21 protein-coding genes are annotated in these 17,510 nt (G+C 42.1%); 10 read left to right on the forward strand and 11 right to left on the reverse strand.

The window, feature by feature from the left end; genetic code table 11:
• The first annotated feature begins 9 nt into the window (after positions 1–9).
• The 5 genes from I2F62_RS09210 to I2F62_RS09230 all read left to right on the forward strand — a co-directional run bounded on the left by I2F62_RS09210 (position 10) and on the right by I2F62_RS09230 (position 5,695).
• Positions 10–645, forward strand: coding sequence for a TetR/AcrR family transcriptional regulator (locus I2F62_RS09210; protein ID WP_324626722.1), 636 nt, complete (start codon positions 10–12; stop codon positions 643–645).
• A 152-nt stretch (positions 646–797) separates the two neighbouring features.
• On the forward strand, positions 798–1,796 hold the full coding sequence (gene ribF, locus I2F62_RS09215; RefSeq protein WP_324626723.1) for a bifunctional riboflavin kinase/FAD synthetase: 999 nt from the start codon (positions 798–800) through the stop codon (positions 1,794–1,796).
• Between the two features lie 60 nt (positions 1,797–1,856).
• Entirely contained in the window at positions 1,857–4,694 is a 2,838-nt protein-coding gene (gene ileS / locus I2F62_RS09220; protein ID WP_324626724.1) for an isoleucine--tRNA ligase, read from the forward strand.
• Entirely contained in the window at positions 4,687–5,211 is a 525-nt protein-coding gene (gene lspA, locus I2F62_RS09225) for a signal peptidase II (RefSeq protein WP_324626725.1), read from the forward strand. The genes ileS and lspA overlap by 8 nt, the downstream gene beginning before the upstream one ends.
• A gap of 1 nt (position 5,212) precedes the next feature.
• Positions 5,213–5,695: a peptidylprolyl isomerase gene (locus I2F62_RS09230; protein ID WP_324626726.1), complete on the forward strand. Its 483-nt coding sequence runs from the start codon at positions 5,213–5,215 to the stop codon at positions 5,693–5,695.
• A 104-nt stretch (positions 5,696–5,799) separates the two neighbouring features.
• Here the strand turns inward: I2F62_RS09230 and I2F62_RS09235 are convergent, their stop codons facing one another.
• From I2F62_RS09235 to ubiG, 8 genes are all read right to left on the reverse strand, one after another.
• Positions 5,800–6,531: an amino acid ABC transporter ATP-binding protein gene (locus I2F62_RS09235; protein ID WP_324626727.1), complete on the reverse strand. Its 732-nt coding sequence runs from the start codon at positions 6,529–6,531 to the stop codon at positions 5,800–5,802.
• The gene (locus I2F62_RS09240; RefSeq protein ID WP_324626740.1) at positions 6,509–7,168 is read right to left on the reverse strand and encodes an amino acid ABC transporter permease; all 660 of its coding nucleotides are present in this window, start codon (positions 7,166–7,168) and stop codon (positions 6,509–6,511) included. The genes I2F62_RS09235 and I2F62_RS09240 overlap by 23 nt, the downstream gene beginning before the upstream one ends.
• A gap of 2 nt (positions 7,169–7,170) precedes the next feature.
• On the reverse strand, positions 7,171–7,842 hold the full coding sequence (locus tag I2F62_RS09245) for an amino acid ABC transporter permease (protein ID WP_324626728.1): 672 nt from the start codon (positions 7,840–7,842) through the stop codon (positions 7,171–7,173).
• A gap of 33 nt (positions 7,843–7,875) precedes the next feature.
• Positions 7,876–8,664: a transporter substrate-binding domain-containing protein gene (locus I2F62_RS09250; protein ID WP_324626729.1), complete on the reverse strand. Its 789-nt coding sequence runs from the start codon at positions 8,662–8,664 to the stop codon at positions 7,876–7,878.
• A 510-nt stretch (positions 8,665–9,174) separates the two neighbouring features.
• Positions 9,175–9,585, reverse strand: a complete 411-nt coding sequence (locus tag I2F62_RS09255) for an RcnB family protein (RefSeq protein WP_324626730.1) — start codon at positions 9,583–9,585, stop codon at positions 9,175–9,177.
• Between the two features lie 207 nt (positions 9,586–9,792).
• Positions 9,793–10,539 (reverse strand): YciK family oxidoreductase, encoded by a 747-nt coding sequence (locus I2F62_RS09260; RefSeq protein ID WP_324626731.1) that lies wholly within the window; start codon positions 10,537–10,539, stop codon positions 9,793–9,795.
• A gap of 38 nt (positions 10,540–10,577) precedes the next feature.
• The gene (locus tag I2F62_RS09265; protein WP_324626732.1) at positions 10,578–11,246 is read right to left on the reverse strand and encodes an HAD-IA family hydrolase; all 669 of its coding nucleotides are present in this window, start codon (positions 11,244–11,246) and stop codon (positions 10,578–10,580) included.
• Between the two features lie 8 nt (positions 11,247–11,254).
• Entirely contained in the window at positions 11,255–11,959 is a 705-nt protein-coding gene (gene ubiG, locus I2F62_RS09270) for a bifunctional 2-polyprenyl-6-hydroxyphenol methylase/3-demethylubiquinol 3-O-methyltransferase UbiG (protein WP_324626733.1), read from the reverse strand.
• 172 nt (positions 11,960–12,131) lie between these two features.
• Here ubiG and I2F62_RS09275 point away from each other — a divergent pair, with 172 nt between their 5' ends.
• Positions 12,132–12,749: a thiol:disulfide interchange protein DsbA/DsbL gene (locus I2F62_RS09275; protein WP_324626734.1), complete on the forward strand. Its 618-nt coding sequence runs from the start codon at positions 12,132–12,134 to the stop codon at positions 12,747–12,749.
• Between the two features lie 36 nt (positions 12,750–12,785).
• On the opposite strand, the gene I2F62_RS09280 is transcribed toward I2F62_RS09275, so the two are convergent.
• On the reverse strand, positions 12,786–12,989 hold the full coding sequence (locus tag I2F62_RS09280; RefSeq protein WP_324626735.1) for a hypothetical protein: 204 nt from the start codon (positions 12,987–12,989) through the stop codon (positions 12,786–12,788).
• A gap of 3 nt (positions 12,990–12,992) precedes the next feature.
• On the reverse strand, positions 12,993–13,595 hold the full coding sequence (locus I2F62_RS09285) for a TetR/AcrR family transcriptional regulator (RefSeq protein ID WP_324626736.1): 603 nt from the start codon (positions 13,593–13,595) through the stop codon (positions 12,993–12,995).
• 142 nt (positions 13,596–13,737) lie between these two features.
• On the opposite strand from I2F62_RS09285, the gene rph reads away from it, so the two are divergent.
• Complete coding sequence (gene rph, locus I2F62_RS09290) at positions 13,738–14,454, forward strand: ribonuclease PH (protein WP_324626741.1); 717 nt, start codon at positions 13,738–13,740, stop codon at positions 14,452–14,454.
• A gap of 39 nt (positions 14,455–14,493) precedes the next feature.
• Here the strand turns inward: rph and I2F62_RS09295 are convergent, their stop codons facing one another.
• Complete coding sequence (locus I2F62_RS09295) at positions 14,494–14,868, reverse strand: diacylglycerol kinase (RefSeq protein WP_324626737.1); 375 nt, start codon at positions 14,866–14,868, stop codon at positions 14,494–14,496.
• A 162-nt stretch (positions 14,869–15,030) separates the two neighbouring features.
• Between I2F62_RS09295 and ampD the strand changes: the two genes are divergently transcribed.
• From ampD to I2F62_RS09310, 3 genes are all read left to right on the forward strand, one after another.
• Entirely contained in the window at positions 15,031–15,606 is a 576-nt protein-coding gene (gene ampD, locus I2F62_RS09300; RefSeq protein WP_324626738.1) for a 1,6-anhydro-N-acetylmuramyl-L-alanine amidase AmpD, read from the forward strand.
• Between the two features lie 70 nt (positions 15,607–15,676).
• On the forward strand, positions 15,677–17,221 hold the full coding sequence (gene murJ, locus I2F62_RS09305) for a murein biosynthesis integral membrane protein MurJ (protein ID WP_324626739.1): 1,545 nt from the start codon (positions 15,677–15,679) through the stop codon (positions 17,219–17,221).
• A 155-nt stretch (positions 17,222–17,376) separates the two neighbouring features.
• On the forward strand, positions 17,377–17,510 hold a 134-nt coding region (locus I2F62_RS09310), incomplete at its 3' end, for a transposase-like zinc-binding domain-containing protein (protein ID WP_324626742.1).

Consider the following 17,510-nt stretch of genomic DNA (forward strand, 5'->3'; position numbering starts at 1 on the left):
TGGTTTGCAATGGAACTAAAAAAAAGTACGCAAAAACGAAATCAACTCTTGGGGGCTGCACTTGATGTATTCTCGGTCTATGGTTTTAGTGGTGCAAGCCTAGACGAGATTGCTCAATTGGCGCAGATGCATAAGTCGAATATTTTTTATTATTACGAAAATAAAGAAGCGCTGTATATTGAAGTGTTAATGTCAGTGTTGCAAAAATGGCTAGAACCTTTGCAATTGTTTAGTGTCGAGCAAGACCCTGAAACAGTACTGACAGAATATATCATGCAAAAAATTGAATATTCTAAACAACATGCCAAAGCGTCTAAATTATTTGCCCTCGAAATTATTCAAGGCGCGCCGTATATTCATTCGGTACTAAAAGGTTCAATCAAAAAACACTTTAAACGCAAAGTAAAAGTGATTCAGCATTGGATTGATGCAGGCAAAGTGTCTAAAGATTTAGATCCTGAAATTTTAATTCTGAATTTATGGACCATTACCCAAAGCTATGCCGACTTTGATGTTCAGTTTGAAGCGTTAATGGGGAAAACCTTGCGTAATCGAAATTTTCATCAACGTGCAGTCAAACATACGGTGGCTTTATTGTTAAATAGTTGCCAGATTGACGCCAAATCGCAAGAATCCAACGTTTAAATTTTTATGTGAAAAAAATAAATTGAGCAACTTCAGTTAAGCGCTAAGTTGCTTTTTTTTAATTTTTTGATCTAAAAATAACAAGCAAGACGAACGCTAAAGAATATGGCAAAATAGACTACTTTTAAAAATTGGTTAGATTTAACTCACCCATGAAGTTACTTCGTTTACATGCCTTAGCCTCTGATTTGGCGTTACCAAAAACGGCAGTTACCATTGGTAATTTTGACGGGGTTCATCTTGGTCATCAGGCCATGATTCAAAAACTCAAACAAGTGGCTCAAGCCGAGCAATTAAAAACACTGGTGATTGTTTTTGAACCACAGCCATTAGAGTTTTTTAAAGGCTACGATGCGCCGCCAAGAATCAGTTCTTTGCGTGAAAAAGTGGAATACCTTAAACAATTAGGGGTCGACTATATTGCGGTTGCAACATTTGATGATCGCTTTAGAAACCAAAGCGCACAAGAATTTGCCGACTTGCTTCAATCGAGCCTAAATACGCAGCATTTGGTGTTGGGCGATGATTTTTATTTTGGTAAAAATCGCCAAGGCAATAGCCAATTTTTAAAACAATATGGTTTTCATGTCCATAATTTAGACACCGTTTTATTTCATGGCGAGCGCGTTAGTTCCACACGTATTCGCCAAACCTTACAACAGGGCAATTTGGCCTTGGCTGCACAATTACTGGGGCGACCATATAGCATCATTGGTCGTGTGCAACATGGGGATAAACTCGGTCGTACCTTAGATTTTCCAACCATTAATGTGCGTTTGAATCGGCATAAACCGTGTTTAAATGGCATTTATGGGGTGGATGTGGTGTGTGAAACGACTTCACTGCTTGATAAAGTCCGCTCGCACCCACATAAACAAGGCATATTAGGCTATCAACCTGAGAGTCTTTTTGGTGCAGGACATTTGGGGACGCGTCCTGCAATTGCGCAACAACATCCTCAATGGCGTTTAGAAGTACACTTTCCTGAGGTTTCTGCTAATCTGTATGGCTTATTAATGCGAGTAACCTTTTTAAACTACTTGCATGGCGAGCGAAATTATCCTTCGCTTGAGGCATTAAAAGCAGGAATTCATGAAGATGTTGTACAGTTGCGCGCATTTCGCGAGCAGCATAACACCTTTCCTTTTTAAATTGATTCGATTAAATAACGCATCAGACAAAGCGCTGATAGAGAATTGGAAGTAACTTGCATGAGCGATAAGCAAACTCCTGAAAATGCGGTGGATTATAAAGCCACATTAAACCTACCGGGTACTGAATTTGCCATGAAGGCGAACTTAGCAGTACGTGAAGCTAAGTGGTTAGAAGAGTGGTATGCCGACAACATTTATCAGAAGATTCGTGCGTCGCGTATTGGCAAGAAAAAATATGTATTACATGACGGCCCTCCGTATGCCAATGGCCAAATCCATTTGGGTCATGCGGTTAATAAAGTCTTAAAAGATATTATTGTGAAAAGCCGTGTTATGGATGGTTTCGATGCCCCGTATGTGCCGGGTTGGGACTGTCACGGCTTACCGATTGAACTGAAAGTCGAAGAAAAAGTCGGTAAAGTCGGTGTAAAAGTCGATGCCTCTACTTTCCGTAAAGCGTGCCGTGAATATGCGTTAAGTCAGGTTGACTTACAGCGTAAAGACTTTATTCGTATGGGCGTATTTGGTGACTGGCAAGACCCATACCTCACCATGAACTTCAAACAAGAAGCAAATATTGTTCGTTCATTGGGTGAAATTCAAAAAGCCGGTCATATTGAACCGGGTTTAAAACCAGTGAACTGGTGTATCGACTGTGGTTCAGCATTGGCTGAAGCGGAAGTTGAATATGAAGATAAAAAATCTGACGCGATTGATGTCGGTTTTGGCGTGGTTGATCTGAATGATCTTGCTCAACGCTTAAATGTAGAAGTTGCAGCACCCACCGATATCGTAATTTGGACCACGACTCCGTGGACTTTACCTGCCAACCAAGCGGTGGCTGTGCATGCAGAAATTGACTATCAATTGGTGCAAGTCCAAACCGAGCGCGGTGTGCAAAACTTTATCTTAGCCAAAGATTTGGTCGAGTCCGCCATTGAGCGTTACAAACTTGAAAATCCAACTGTTCTAGCCGACTTTAAAGGCGCGGTACTTGAATTATTAAGCTTACAGCATCCATTGCTGGCAGAACGCCAAGTCCCTGTGATCTTAGGCGAGCATGTTATTGCGACCAGTGGTACAGGTGCGGTACATACTGCCCCAGGTCATGGTGTGGACGATTACAAAGTTGGCTTACTTTATAACTTAAAAGTGGATAATCCTGTCGGTGGCAATGGTGTGTATTTGCCAACTGCGCCAATTTTTGCAGGCGAGCATATTTATAAAGCCAATCCACAAATTATTGCAGCACTTGGCGAAGCCAATAAATTATGGGCACATGTTCCGATCAAACATAGCTATCCGCATTGCTGGCGTCACAAAACCCCAATTATTTTCCGTGCCACACCACAATGGTTTATCAGCATGGATGCCAAAGGCTTACGCCAAACAGCCTTAAACGCCATTGAAAATGATATTAGTTTTGTCCCAGACTGGGGTAAAAACCGAATTGAGTCGATGATTGAAGGTCGTCCTGACTGGTGTATTTCACGTCAACGCACGTGGGGCGTGCCAATTCCATTCTTTGTGCATAAAGATACCAACGAATTGCATCCTCGTACGCCTGAACTGATCGAAGAAGTGGCAGCATTAATCGAGAAAGAAGGTATTGATGCGTGGTTTAATCGTGAAGCCAAAGATTTTATCGGTGATGATGCTGAACACTACAATGCCGTGCGTGACACTTTAGACGTTTGGTTCGACTCAGGCACGACCCATTATGCAGTCTTGCGTGAACGTGAAGAATTGACGGATCCTGCCGATTTATATTTGGAAGGTTCAGATCAACACCGTGGTTGGTTCCAATCTTCACTGCTTACTTCGATTGCCATCAATGAACGTGCGCCGTATAAAGGTCTGCTTACCCATGGTTTTGTGGTGGATGAAAAAGGCCGCAAGATGTCAAAATCTTTGGGCAACATCATCACCCCTCAAGATATTATTAAAGACATGGGTGCCGATGGCTTACGCTTCTGGATTGCATCAGCCGACTATCGTTATGAAATGACCGCAGGTAAAGAAATCTTTAGCCGTGCATCTGACGGTTATCGTCGTATTCGTAACACCTTGCGTTTCTTGTTAGCCAACTTAAATGGCTTTAAACCATCAACCGATGCCTTGCCGGTCGATCAATTAATCGCGCTAGATCAATATATCTTACAACGCGCGAGCGATGTGCAAAAAACCATTCAGCAAGCCTATGAAGATATGAATTTCCATATCGTTACCAATGCGTTGACCAATTTCTGTATTAATGACTTGGGTGGTTTCTATTTAGACATCATCAAAGACCGTCAATACACCACGAAAGCAGATTCGGCAGCGCGTCATTCAGCACAAACTGCGTTGTATCATTTGGTACAAGCCTTTGTGCGTTGGATGGCTCCAATTCTAAGCTTTACCGCGCAAGAAGCTTGGCCGTTAATTCCAGAGCAAAGCGAGCAATATGTCTTTACCGCAGAATGGTATGACATTCCTGTTTCATCGACTGCAAACTTAATTTCTGAAGCCGATTGGCAAACATTAATTCAGGTCAAATCTGCAGTAAATAAACAGATTGAAGTGGCACGTAATGCTAAATTGATTGGTAGTAATCTTTCTGCCAAAGTTGAAATTTGGGCCAATGCTGAGCTTGAAGCGGTATTAAACCGATTGGGCGATGAACTTCGTTTTGTATTGATCACCTCACAAGTGGTGGTGCATGCATTTGCTGAACAAGGCGAAGAAACGGAGCTTGAAGGATTACGGGTACAGGTGACTGCTGCCGAAGGTGAAAAATGTGTACGTTGTTGGCATGTTTTACCAGATGTAAATACCCATGCAGCACATCCTGGTTTATGTTCACGTTGTATTATCAACGTTGCCAGCCAAGGTGAAGAGAGAAAATATGCCTAATCCGCAAAAAAAAGGCGCGGTCTTTTATGCACATAATTTAATTTGGCTTGGACTTTCCGTCCTTGCCATTGTGCTCGATCAATGGACCAAGCATCTTGCCACAACGCATTTAAATTATGCCGAGCCATTGCATGTGTTGCCCTTTTTAAATTGGACATTACTGCACAATACCGGCGCCGCATTTAGCTTTTTGTCAGATGCGGGCGGTTGGCAGCAATATTTGTTTATGGGCTTAGCCGGCATTGTGTCGTTGGTGTTTCTGTTTTGGTTAATGAAAATGCCGAAGTCGCAGTGCATTTTACCGGCTGCCGTTGCCCTGATTTTAGGTGGCGCATTAGGTAATTTAATTGACCGTGTGACCTTGGGTTATGTGGTCGATTTTGTGCATGTGTATTATCAAAACCATAATTTCCCTGCGTTTAATCTGGCCGATAGCGCAATCACTTTAGGCACAATTTTATTATTAATTGATACCTTCTTTTTGGAAAAATACCGTAAAGCGGCGGTGAAGAAATAAAATGACAGAAGTGATTTATCCAACCGAAGAAATTCGGATTGAACAAGGCTCGAAGGTAGATTTACACTTTTCGGTGGCCATTGAAAATGGCGTGGAAATTGACAACACCCGCAGCCGTTCTGAGCCTGTCAGTTTAGTGATTGGCGATGGTAATTTATTGCCGAGCTTTGAAAAAGCATTATTGGGCTTACGTGCAGGCGATCGTCGTACTGTTAGCTTGCCACCTGAAGATGCATTTGGTCCGTGGAATCCAGAGAATGTGCAAACATTTGATACGGTCAAATTCGAGCAAACGCCGGTGGTCGGTCATATGATTGAATTTGAAGATAAAGCCAAAGCCAGTTTATTTGGCGTGGTCAAAAGTGTAAATGAAGATGTGACCGAAATAGACTTTAATCATCCGTTGGCGGGTAAAAATATTAGCTTTGAAGTGGAAATTTTTAAAGTCACGCCAGCAGGGCAGCAAGGGATTAAAATTCTCTAAAACGCTTTGATCGATTGTAAAAGTGTTCTTAAGTTTAAAAATGCCTGATGTTAAACATCAGGCATTTTTATTTTACAGCCAGAACTAAAAAGAGCAGTGAACGCCTAAGCATGGGTTAACTGAATGAATGAACGCAATTCATCGGTTTGTGGGTTTGCAAATAAATCTTTGGCTGCGCCATATTCATGCACACGGCCTTCATGCATAAATAATAAATAGTCGCCTACATCGCGTGCAAAGCGCATTTCATGGGTTACCATAATTAAAGTCATGCCCTCATGTGCTAAATCACGCACTACAGCCAAGACTTCATTGACCAATTCGGGGTCGAGTGCCGATGTAATTTCATCGCAAAGTAAAATTTTGGGAGACATGGCTAAGGCACGTGCAATGGCGACACGTTGCTGCTGACCGCCAGAAAGTTGGCTTGGCATCGCATCGGCTTTGTGTTTTAAACCGACCTTGTCGAGCATGCGCAAAGCGAATTCATGCGTGGCGTTTTTTTCCATTTTTTTCACAATTTGAACCGCTAACATTACATTTTGCACGACGGTTAAATGCGGAAATAAATTAAATTGCTGAAAAATCATCCCGACTTTTAAGCGTAATGCACGTAAATCGGTCTGTGCAACATCTAACAAGGTGCCATCAACTTCGATGTAACCTTCATCAATGCTTTCTAATCCATTGATGGATCGGAGCAGGGTACTTTTGCCTGAGCCACTGCGGCCAATAATTGAAACCACCGAACCTGCCTCAACTTCAAGGTCGATGCCTTTAAGTACGTGGTGATCACCGAAGCGTTTATGCAAATTATGAATGTGAAGCAGAGCCATGGAGTTTCTTCTCAAGATAAGCTGCTAACGCAGACAATGGATAACATAAAATGAAATAACCAATTGCAACCAAGCCAAACACTAAAAAGGGTTCAAAGGTTGCATTTGCAAGCACCGAGCCTGTTTTGGTCAGTTCGGTAAAACCAATAATGGATGTAACCGCTGTGGCTTTCACAATTTGTACGGAAAAGCCAACCGTAGGTGCAATGGCAATTCGGGTTGCCTGCGGTAAAATAATATAACGGAATTGTTGCAAGCGGCTGAGCGCTAAGCTTGCAGCAGCTTCCCATTGACCGATTGGGATGGATTGCACGCAGCCACGCCAAATTTCTGCAAAAAATGCGGCTGCATAGGCGGTAAGAGAAAAGGCGGCGGCTGTCCATGGCGAAATGTCTACACCCAATAAAGACAGGCCAAAAAAAGTCATGAACAATTGAATTAATAAAGGCGTCCCTTGGAAAATTTCGATATAAACAATCGCCACTTTTTGTAGGATTCGATCTGGATTAATTCGTAACAGTAAAATGAGCAGACCGAAAAAACCACCTAAAATAAACACCATTAAGGACAATAATAACGACCAACCTAAACCATGGAGCAAGTTTTGGATGATGTCCCATAAGGTAAATTCTTGCATCATCATGAGTGGACACTCCCTTTAAAGCAGATGCGTCCGATCCGCATTAACAACGCACGAATGCCAATGGCGAAAATTAAATATAAAATGGCGACCACTATATAAATTTCAAAGCCGCGGAAATTCCGTGATTGCACAAAATTGGCAACGAAGGTCAGTTCTTCCATAGAAATTTGTGAACAGACCGATGATCCGAGCATCACGATAATAATTTGACTGCACAATGCCGGCCAAACCCGCCCTAAAGATGGAGGCAACACCACATGGCGCAAGATTTGAAAGCGCGTCATGGCAAGCGATGCTGCGGCTTCAATTTGTCCTTTCGGTGTGGCTTGAATCCCTGCGCGGACAATTTCTGTACTATAGGCACCTAAATTAATAATCATGGCTAAAATAGATGCGGTCCATGCATTCATGGTCACACCAACGGCAGGCAGACCAAAGAAAATAAAAAATAATTGCACTAGAAAAGGCGTATTTCGAATAATTTCGACATAAATTCGAAAAATGCTACTGATGGGCTGCACGCGCCAAGCACGGCAAGCACCGCCAATAATCCCTAAAGCTAAACCAAACACTGTACCGATCAGCGTGAGCAGCGCTGTACGACCTAAGCCTTCAGCAATCATGCCTGTAAAAGGAACAACACTTGAAAAATCAAATTGATAGGCCATACATCACTCGCAATAATCAGATTAAAGAATGACTTAAAGCTGTTTTGGTAATGGCGCACCTAGCCATTGCACCGCAATACGATTCAACTGACCATTGCTTTTGGCGGTTTTAATAATTGCGGTTAACTTACTTTCAAGTGCTGCCTCGCCTTTGTTTAAACCAATATAGCAAGGTGAATTTTTAATAATAAATTTGGTGTCTAATGGCTTTTTGGTGAAGTGTTTACTTAAAGTTCCTGCAACCACGTTGCCTGTGGCAATCAGATTCACTTGACCAGAATAAAATGCAGAAACGGTTGAGTTATTGTCTTCAAAGCGCTTAATTGTGGTTGAGCTTGGCGCAATTTTGCTTAACTCTAAATCTTCGATTGAACCACGGGTCACCGCAATGGTTTTTCCAGCTAAGTCCGCGGCAGATTTAACCGCAACATTTTTTTGCCCAAATACGCCGTTATAAAAAGGGGCATACGGTCCGACAAAACTAATCACTTTTTCACGATCAGGATTCTTCCCTAAGCTTGAAATGACCAAGTCGGCTTTTTTGGTGGTGAGGTAGGAAATTCGGTTGGCACTGGTTACAGGCACAAGTACCAGTTTAACCCCTAAATTTTGTGCAATTAATTTTGCCACATCAATATCGTAACCTTGTGCTTTTAAATCTGTTCCCACGGTGCCAAAAGGCGGGAAATCTTGCGGCACGGCAATTTTAATCACCCCTGATTTTTTGATATCCGCTAGAGCATCAGCATTCGCAAATGTTGGGATCATAAAAGTAGATACAGTGGCTGCAACGGCTAAAAATAAACTAGAGCGTTTTGACATGAGAACTCCAACGGGGTGAATTGAATTTTGGTTGTTCTAGATTCTGCAACAATCATGCCATGATGCAAAAACACCTGCTCAAGTTTCGGTTTATGTATTTTTCTTTTAAAATTAATGTTTTAAATTGAGTTGTTTTGGGTTTAATACTTTAAAGCTATTATTTGCTTGAATGGTTTAATCTTTATTTAGATCAATTTTCTTTTAAGATGGTCAATGCCATGTTCGCCAATGCCATGCATATCCAAAAATAAATGGCTAATCCAAAAATGAGATTGATGTCAGCCAAAATATTGCAGCGGATCTAGTTTTTAATAACATGCAAAATCAAATGCTGTGCTGTTATGGAACAATGTTCTGCTTAAAATTTAAGATGGCTGTTTTTTGCACTGTAATGAGCTATTTACGAAGCAAAGAGATTTGAATATGGCTTGCAAAAGAAGATTAAAGGCGAAAATAGCACCAAATTAATGCTGTTCTAAAACAGAGCTTGGCTATTTTAGAACAGTTTTTTTATTTGATATCGACAATGCTGTTATTGCTGAGGTCAATTAATAAGTGGTCATTATTAATTTTGTACCACTGCTGATTCGGCCCCGGTTTAGGTAAATTGACGTCTACGTAATCGACTTTGTAACTATCACCACGATAATGTTGTGGCATGGTGTAGCCTTTTTGCCAGCGCATTTGTTTTAAGCGTTGAAAGCCAAGTTCTTCACGTTGGCGACGACGTTCTTGTAAATCTTCAAATAAGCTGCCACTCACATCAGAAGCGTTCATATTTGAAAGATTATGTGCTTTGTTCTCACTCTCCAATCTGTTGCCCATATTGGGACCCGCTTGCGGCGGTGGCCCTGCGACAGCAACAGAAAAATGGCATTCTATGATTGAACCGATCATCAGGGGAATTAGAAACCGTTTCATTCGGCACCTTTAAGCGTTCTTTTAGACTGACATTTTGTGGCTAGTGCTACTGTATAAAATAAATGCAGAGAAACTGTGAAGATCATAGCAGTATTTTTTTACGTCTTAAGAAGGATATTTGGTCGATTTAGGCCAGACACTGCTGGGTTAAATGTAGCATTCAACCCGTGTCTTGCGCGGTCAATAAAGCAAAGGCAAACCTTGAGTTTAATCCTGTGCGTTGATGCTTTCACCATTCATATGCAGACTGTCGGAACCCATTAAATACAGGTAAGCCGGCATAATGCTTTCGGCGGTTGGCAGATTCAGCGGATCTTCTTGGGGGAAGGCTTTGGCACGCATGGCAGTTCGCGTTGCGCCGGGATTAATACAGTTGTAGCGAATATTCGGAAAGCTATTTTCAGCCGCGAAAATTTGGTTCATGCCTTCAAGTGCAATTTTTGAAATAGAATATGCGCCCCAAAGTGCCCGTGCTTCACGGCCAACGCCAGAACTTGCAAAAATAACTGAGGCACTTTCAGATGCTTTTAGTAAGGGCAGTAGTGCTTGGGTCATCACAAATGGGGCACGTAAGTTCACCGCCATCACTTCATCCCATGCTTCAAGCGGATAATCGGCAAGGGCAACGCGTTCACCAAGTACGCCAGCATTATGTAAAATGCCATCTAAGCGGCCAAATTGTTGTTGTAGCGTGGTGACCAGCTGTTCATATTCGCGCGAAGATGCGGTTGAAAGTTGTAGCGGTAAAATGGCAGGTTGCGGTGCGCCTAAACTTTCAATTTCATCATAAATGACTTCTAACTTGTTTAAGCTGCGGCCATGTAAGACCACAGTTGCACCGTGTAATGCATAACTAATCGCTGCAGCACGTCCAATGCCATCACCCGCCCCAGTAATGAGAATAATTTTGTCCTTTAATAAATCAGGACGAGGTTGGTATTCTGAATACTTCATTTTTAAAACCTCCTGTTTTTTCGATTTATTGATGTTAATTATGACAGTTTTTGTGCCAGCACTTGTTGTAATTGTGGCACAGTTTCAATAATGCAATCCGCTTGCCATGTATTGAGGTCATGTCGATGTTCGGCAGGTAAATAACCGTAAGCTGCTAAGATAGTATACATCTGCGCATGTCGCCCTGCATCGATATCCCGTGGATGATCGCCGACATAAATAATGTCTTCTGCGGCAAGGTTTAATTGTTTTGCTGCAAGAAACATGGGTTCAGGGTCGGGTTTAGTACGGGTGACATCTTCAGGGCAGACCAAAACGGCACAGCGTTCAGTTAAATTCAACTTTGCCAACAACAATTCGGTCAGACCGCGCGGTTTGTTGGTAACAATTCCCCATGGAATTTGCTGCTGTTCGAGCATCTCAAGCAGTGGATACATCCCTGCAAATAAGTCGGTGTCGACCACAATATTTTGTTGATACAGGTCTAAAAAGCGCTGTCGATGTGCTAAAAAAGTCGCATCGTCTATATTCAGTTCGGGATAAACCAATTTAACCATCGCGCGAGCACCTTCAGACACTTGCATGCGAATTTGCTCGGCATCAACCACATCGCGTTGTTCATCGCGGCACATTTGTTGAATAATCCGAATAAAATCGGCGGCCGTGTCGATGAGGGTGCCATCTAGATCAAATAAAACCGCTTTCATTTCAAACCTCAGTTGCGGGTATATACCATGTAATTAACATCGACATTTGGTGCCAGCCAATAATGTTTGGTGAGCGGGTTGTAATGTAAACCGGTCATGGCTTCGAGTTTTAAACCTGCTGTGCGAATGTCGTGTGCAAGTTCCGAGGGGCGAATGAATTTATGGTAGTCGTGCGTGCCTTTAGGCAACATGCGCAGCAGATATTCTGCGCCAACAATGGCAAATAAATACGCTTTTGGATTACGGTTAATTGTTGAGAAGAACACATGACCATTCGGTTTGACTAAGCGTTGGCAGGCTTGAATAATGGATGCAGGATCGGGCACATGTTCTAACATTTCCATGCAAGTCACTACATCGTATTGCCCCGCGTGTTGTTCGGCCAATTGCTCAACTGGAATTTGTTGATATTGGATATTGGCAACCTGATGTTGCTGTGCGTGCAGCGTGGCCACAGCAAGTGGCGCTTCGCCCATATCAATGCCAAGCACATCTGCGCCTCGGCGCGCCATGCTTTCGGCTAAAATGCCACCGCCACAGCCCACATCCAGCACTTTTTTGCCACTTAAACCGCCCACATGTTCGTCAATCCAATTTAAACGTAATGGATTAATTTGATGCAATGGCTTAAATTCTGAATGCAGATCCCACCATTTTTCTGCGAGTGCTTCAAATTTTGCAATTTCTTGTGGATCAACATTCAACTGTGACATGACTTTCACCCAATATAGCGTTGTTTTTTTCAATAGCGGTTAGTGTAGCTGTTCCTGCGAAAAAAGCGATAAGCGCCGTAAAAAAGTTCACATAAAACAGACGCTTTTTCTATGGATGATTTATAGTGTTGCGATAAGATAATCAAAAATTTTTAATCAGGATATCAAATCCATGAAAAAACTTGTAATGCACGGTTTGGCAGCGGCAATCATGGCATGTTCTGCAAGCGCTATGGCAGAAAACTTTGTGGCTGGCAAAGATTATACAATTTTAAAAAATCCAACTAAAATCACGACACCAGGCAAAGTCGAAGTGCGTGAGTTTTTTTGGTACGGCTGCCCACATTGCTTTAAATTAGAACCTTATATGCAAACATGGTTAAAAGCCATGCCAAAAGATGTGAACTTTGTTCGTTCACCTGCGGCAATGAATCCAGTGTGGGAATCTGGTGCGCGTACTTATTACGCATCTGAGCAATTAGGTGTACGCAAACGTACGCATTTGGCTTTGTTCGATGCGATTCATTTGCAAAATCAACAAATTTTTGACCAAGCTTCTGCGGCACAGTTCTTTACTAAATATGGTATTCCAGAAAGTAAATTCAATGCAGCCTACAATTCATTTGCAGTAAGCACCAAAGTGGCTGAGTCAAATAAACTTGCGGCGCAGTACCAATTAACAGGTGTTCCTGCGGTGGTGGTGAATGGTAAATATTTAATTCAAGGTGAAGACGGTAAAGTGACCCAAGTTTTAAATTACTTGGTGAATCAAGAACGTAAAGCCAAATAATCATTGGGTTCATGAAAAGGAGCATTTGCTCCTTTTTTATTTTCTGCGGCCAAAGACATAATAGATGATGACCAAATAAGGCAGCAGTAACCATGCCGCTGCCATTCCAATCATCAGGTATAGTCCATAAATGCTACCCGTCAGAAAAATGGTGATTACCGCTTCTAATATGCCACTGAACAATGCAGCTAAACAGCCTTCGGGCTCCTTTTGCGTTTCCTGTTCTGGTATTTTTTGCATCAATTAACCTTTTGGGACTGTAATTAACAGCATGAGTTGTGCTTGTATTTGCACTAAGCATTTTTTTTGTTCAATCTCGGGCAGTGCTTGTTTTTGGCAGCGAAGCCATCGCATGATCCAAGTAAAAAATAACGGTAAGACGATTCCTGCCAGCGTGTGCGCATCTGCTTGTTGGCTTTGGTGAAGTTTTCGGCTTAAACATTGCGCGACATGATCATTTAAATCTTTAATTTCATATTCAATTTTACTTTCTAAGAGTGCAAAGCCACCCCAACGTTCGGCAATAAAAAAGTGCCAATATGTACCATGTTGAGTGATCTGGTTAAAAAAATGCTCGAGCTTCGATGTCTGTGCTGGCTGTAACAGACAGTAAATCATTAAATTTAAATCGCTTTTAATCACATACGCCACATGGTCGACCAAGGCGGAGGCTAAAAGTACTTTATTTTCAAAATAACGATATAGCGCACTCGGCACAACCCCAACATCGCGTGCCAATTGGCGCAAGCTCATACTGCTAAAGTTTTGCCCCGCATCATTTAATTTAAGCACGGTTTCTAAAATGGCCTGCTGACTTTGTAATTTTCTTTCGGCACGAATAGACATCAACACTCTCAGCATGCAATGAAAAGGCTTAGTTTAGCGAGCTCGATGCAGTGATGCTAGCACCTAAATATTCGCAGCACCGCAAGCACGGTACTTTTCTGCTATAATCGTGCCCAATTTGGAACAACCCACGAGAAAAATGATGCGTATTGACCAACGAGCATTAGACCAATTACGTGAAATTAAGATTACCCGTAACTATACCCGTTATGCAGAAGGTTCGGTTTTAGTCGAATTTGGTCATACCAAAGTGTTGTGTACGGCAAGTATCGATAACAGCGTACCGCGCTTTTTAAAAGGCAAAGGCCAAGGTTGGGTTACTGCGGAATATGGCATGTTGCCACGTTCAACTCATTCACGTTGTGACCGTGAAGCGGCACGCGGCAAACAAACTGGGCGTACCCAAGAAATCCAACGTTTAATTGGTCGTAGCTTACGTGCCATGGTCGATTTAAAAAAATTGGGTGAAAACACCATTACTTTAGATTGCGATGTGATTCAAGCCGATGGTGGTACACGTACCGCGTCTATTACTGGCGCAGCAGTGGCATTAATTGATGCCATGAACGTGTTGCTTGAGCAAAAGAAAATTAAACAAGATCCGTTAAAAGGCTTGGTGGCTGCTATTTCGGTGGGGATTTATCAAGATGAAGCATTACTTGATTTATGCTACGAAGAAGATTCAAACTGCCAAACCGACTTAAATGTAGTTATGACGCAAGCCGGCGAATTTATTGAAATTCAGGGCACAGCGGAAGACAAACCATTTACCCGTAGCCAAAACGATGCCATGTTGTCTTTAGCTGAAAAAGGCATTAAAGAGCTCATTGCGAAACAGCAGCAAGCGTTAGGCTGGTAAAATGCAATAAAAAGGCTTCTACGGAAGCCTTTTTTACGCTTAAAACCATAAAATAATGCCCCAAGTCACCGCGATCATGCTTAAGGCAACAAATTGGGCCGCACTGCCCATATCTTTGGCATTTTTGGCTAAGGGATGCTTTTCTAAAGAGACACGGTCGACCACTGCCTCAATGGCAGAATTAAATAATTCGACAATCAGCGCCAATAAACCCACTAAAATTAACAGTAAATGTTCGATTTTGCTTAAATCTAAATATAAATTAATCGGTAGTAAAATCAGATTAATCAATACAATTTGACGAAATGCCGCTTCGTGACGAAAGGCCGATTGAAAGCCTGCCATAGAGTAACGACTAGCATTTAAAATCCGCTGTAATCCGGTTTTTCCTTTAAATGGAGAGTATTGATCCATAATCATGCGCGTGCAATAAACTGAACAGGCATGTTAATTGTTATTGGTGCAAAAGTAAAAACCTGCGCGCTAAAGCTGCAAACAAGATAAAAGCCAACTTGAATATGCTTGAAGCTAGGTATAATTAAGATTCGGCCAGATACGCAACCAGAGAGAATACACATGCTTGATTTAGACGATTTTAAAATTGAAGCGGGCAGGTTGCTTGGCGCAACATTTATTCCCTCTCCAAATTTTAATCGACGTCCAGAAAATACAGAGATTGAGTTGGTGGTGATCCATAATATTAGTTTACCGCCGAATCAATTTGGTGGCGGATATATTCAGCAATTCTTTCAAAATCAGCTCGATTGGAATGCACATCCTTATTTTAAAAGCATTGAAGGCATGCAAGTGTCGGCACATGTCTTAATTTTACGTACAGGTGAAGTGCTACAATTTGTGAACTTTAATGATCGAGCATGGCATGCAGGGCGTTCGCGGTATTTGGGAAAACCGGAATGTAATGATTATTCGATTGGCATCGAACTGGAAGGTTCAGACCATCAAGCCTTTGAAAAGGTTCAATATCAAGCACTGGCCAAAGTGGTTGCAGCGTTACAGCAGAGCTATCCTAAAATTTTACAACACCTTGCTGGACACTCCGATATTGCACCAAAACGAAAGACTGATCCGGGGGAATATTTTGACTGGTTATACTTTCGCGCGTTGCTCAACAAACAAAAACACATAAATTGAAGAATAAATAACGAAATTCAGTTGAGTTTTCTTTAAACTAGCGACTTCAAATTTGACTTAGGTGTAAGCGATGGCGCTGTGGCGATCGACTTTTATCGTGAGTGCAATGACCATGTTGTCTCGGGTACTAGGATTAGTTCGAGATATGGTGTTGCTGAATGTATTTGGTGCAGGCAAAGAGTTTGACGTCTTTGTAGTGGCGTTTCGAATTCCGAACTTCTTTCGGCGTTTGTTTGCCGAAGGGGCATTCTCACAAGCTTTTATTCCTGTATTGACCGAATATCGTTCGGGGCGCGTGCATGCCGAAGTGCAAATTTTAATTAGCCGTGTGTTTGGCTGTTTGTTGGCGGTGATGTCGAGCATTACCTTATTGGCGATGATTATTGCGCCGGCCATTGTTTACATCTACGCACCCGGTTTTCATGGCGATCCAGAAAAGTTCGATCAAGCCGTGGCAATGTTTCGCTTAACCATTCCCTATTTAATGTTTATGTCACTGACCGCTTTTGCGAGCAGTATTTTAAATAGTTATGGTTCTTTTTTGAGCCCTGCATTTTCGCCAGTGTTGTTAAATTTGATCATGATTGCAGGGGCGTGGTGGCTCACGCCATACATGCAAACGCCAATTATGTCTTTGGGATGGGCGGTACTGGCCGCAGGTATCATTCAGTTGGCACTGCAAATTCCCGAGTTATGGCGGAAAAAATTACTCATTCCACCACGTATCGATTTTAAGCATGAAGGCGTCGAACGAATCTTAAAATTGATGCTGCCGGCTTTATTTGGTGTTTCGGTTACGCAAATTAATTTGCTACTCAATACCATTTGGGCTTCGTTCATGCAAAGTGGTTCGGTGTCTTGGTTGTATAGTGCCGAACGTATGACCGAGTTACCATTGGGTTTAATTGGTGTGGCGATTGGTACAGTCATTCTACCTTCGCTTTCGGCACGTCATGCCGAGCAAGATTTAACACGTTTTCGTGGCATGATTGATTGGGCGGCGCGGGTGATTATTTTGGTGGGTGTGCCTGCCAGCATTGCCTTATTTATGCTGTCTACACCTATTATTCAAACCTTGTTCCAACGTGGTGAGTTTAGCGCTGAAGATACGCACATGACCGCTTTGGCTTTGCAATGTATGAGTGGTGGCGTACTGGCCTTTATGTTGATTAAAGTCTTTGCCCCCGGTTTTTATGCGCAGCAAGATACCAAAACACCGGTACGTGTGGGTTTAATGGCAGTTGCTGCCAATGCCATTTTAAACGTGATTTTCATTGGATTCTTTAAGCTGATCCATTGGGAAGCCGAGCATATGGCATTAGGCATTGCCTCATCGGGTTCTGCCTTTGTGAATGCGGGTATGCTGTATTACTACTTACATAAGCGCAACATTTACCGTTTTGGCGCGCATTGGAAGAAAATTTTTGTGCAATATGCGTTTGCCAATCTATGTTTGATTGCGGCATTGGCTTATGGTTTGTATCTATACAATGCTGAACTTTCAACATGGGTCAAAATTTTTGAACTTGCCGGATTATGTGTGGCTGGTGCATTGGCGTATGGCATCGGTTTATTATTGACCGGATTTAGACCACATCATTTAAAACACGAATAAATAAAAAAGCCTCTTATGAGGCTTTTTTTATAGCGAGAGTTTTCTATCTTTTGCTCTTTTAAGCAAGAAATTTGAGAGAAGAATCGCTTATTTGGTGGTGTTTCAAAAAGTATGCTGAAATAAAAAAACAGGTAAGAATTTGATACTATAGAGAAATGCTAATCACTCTACACATCAAATGTCCTACCTGCCTGAGCGACAGTATAAAGAAAAATGGCATAAAAGTGGATGGTAAACAAAATTACCAATGCAAAATATGTAAACGTCAGTTTATCGGTGATCATGCACT

Source organism: Acinetobacter sp. MD2(2019), from assembly GCF_035615615.1.
Classification (GTDB): Bacteria; Pseudomonadota; Gammaproteobacteria; order Pseudomonadales; family Moraxellaceae; genus Acinetobacter.

Excerpts from the sequence above, each read along its gene's own strand:
- I2F62_RS09210 (WP_324626722.1), top strand. The coding sequence starts at position 10 with ATGGAACTAAAAAAAAGTACGCAAAAACGAAATCAACTCTTGGGGGCT.
- ribF (WP_324626723.1), top strand. The coding sequence starts at position 798 with ATGAAGTTACTTCGTTTACATGCCTTAGCCTCTGATTTGGCGTTACCA.
- ileS (WP_324626724.1), top strand. The coding sequence starts at position 1,857 with ATGAGCGATAAGCAAACTCCTGAAAATGCGGTGGATTATAAAGCCACA.
- lspA (WP_324626725.1), top strand. The coding sequence starts at position 4,687 with ATGCCTAATCCGCAAAAAAAAGGCGCGGTCTTTTATGCACATAATTTA.
- I2F62_RS09230 (WP_324626726.1), top strand. The coding sequence starts at position 5,213 with ATGACAGAAGTGATTTATCCAACCGAAGAAATTCGGATTGAACAAGGC.
- I2F62_RS09235 (WP_324626727.1), bottom strand. The coding sequence starts at position 6,531 with ATGGCTCTGCTTCACATTCATAATTTGCATAAACGCTTCGGTGATCAC.
- I2F62_RS09240 (WP_324626740.1), bottom strand. The coding sequence starts at position 7,168 with ATGCAAGAATTTACCTTATGGGACATCATCCAAAACTTGCTCCATGGT.
- I2F62_RS09245 (WP_324626728.1), bottom strand. The coding sequence starts at position 7,842 with ATGGCCTATCAATTTGATTTTTCAAGTGTTGTTCCTTTTACAGGCATG.
- I2F62_RS09250 (WP_324626729.1), bottom strand. The coding sequence starts at position 8,664 with ATGTCAAAACGCTCTAGTTTATTTTTAGCCGTTGCAGCCACTGTATCT.
- I2F62_RS09255 (WP_324626730.1), bottom strand. The coding sequence starts at position 9,585 with ATGAAACGGTTTCTAATTCCCCTGATGATCGGTTCAATCATAGAATGC.
- I2F62_RS09260 (WP_324626731.1), bottom strand. The coding sequence starts at position 10,539 with ATGAAGTATTCAGAATACCAACCTCGTCCTGATTTATTAAAGGACAAA.
- I2F62_RS09265 (WP_324626732.1), bottom strand. The coding sequence starts at position 11,246 with ATGAAAGCGGTTTTATTTGATCTAGATGGCACCCTCATCGACACGGCC.
- ubiG (WP_324626733.1), bottom strand. The coding sequence starts at position 11,959 with ATGTCACAGTTGAATGTTGATCCACAAGAAATTGCAAAATTTGAAGCA.
- I2F62_RS09275 (WP_324626734.1), top strand. The coding sequence starts at position 12,132 with ATGAAAAAACTTGTAATGCACGGTTTGGCAGCGGCAATCATGGCATGT.
- I2F62_RS09280 (WP_324626735.1), bottom strand. The coding sequence starts at position 12,989 with ATGCAAAAAATACCAGAACAGGAAACGCAAAAGGAGCCCGAAGGCTGT.
- I2F62_RS09285 (WP_324626736.1), bottom strand. The coding sequence starts at position 13,595 with ATGTCTATTCGTGCCGAAAGAAAATTACAAAGTCAGCAGGCCATTTTA.
- rph (WP_324626741.1), top strand. The coding sequence starts at position 13,738 with ATGCGTATTGACCAACGAGCATTAGACCAATTACGTGAAATTAAGATT.
- I2F62_RS09295 (WP_324626737.1), bottom strand. The coding sequence starts at position 14,868 with ATGGATCAATACTCTCCATTTAAAGGAAAAACCGGATTACAGCGGATT.
- ampD (WP_324626738.1), top strand. The coding sequence starts at position 15,031 with ATGCTTGATTTAGACGATTTTAAAATTGAAGCGGGCAGGTTGCTTGGC.
- murJ (WP_324626739.1), top strand. The coding sequence starts at position 15,677 with ATGGCGCTGTGGCGATCGACTTTTATCGTGAGTGCAATGACCATGTTG.